This window comes from Mycolicibacterium pyrenivorans (assembly GCF_025821625.1).
GTDB classification, from domain to species: Bacteria; Actinomycetota; Actinomycetes; order Mycobacteriales; family Mycobacteriaceae; genus Mycobacterium; species Mycobacterium pyrenivorans.
Map to the genome: position 1 here is coordinate 1 of NZ_JACKSH010000117.1, position 420 is coordinate 420.

Genomic DNA, 420 nt, shown 5'->3' on the forward strand with positions numbered 1-420 from the left:
CACACAGTAATCCCACAGCTAATCCTCATGCTAGAGCGAATCCGGTCCGCCTCACAGGAACATCGCGAACTCTGTCGATGGTCCGCCTCACAGGAACATCGCGAACTCTGTCGATTAGTCTCGGCCGTATGAGAACGTCCGCGATCACCGGCCTCGTCGCGGCAGCGACCGCACTGTCTGTGGTGCTGGCCGGGTGCGACTCCGGCAAAGACGCGAGTGCGTCGACCACCGGTCCGGATGCGGCCGCGCCGACAGCGGCGGCCACCGGTCCGGATGCGGCCGGCAGCAAGGCAAGTGACGGCCCCAACCCGACGATCGCCAGCTACATCAAGGACCACAAGATCACCGAACAGCAGGTGCACCGCACCGACACCGGCGAACCGAAAGTCGAGCTGCCGAAGCCGGACGGCTGGAAGTCCA

General features: G+C 64.5%; 1 protein-coding gene. It reads left to right on the plus strand.

Annotated elements, in window-relative coordinates; translation table 11 throughout:
• Positions 1 to 128: 128 nt before the first annotated feature.
• On the plus strand, positions 129 to 420 hold a 292-nt coding region (locus H7I57_RS14640), incomplete at its 3' end, for an LpqN/LpqT family lipoprotein (RefSeq protein WP_264024275.1).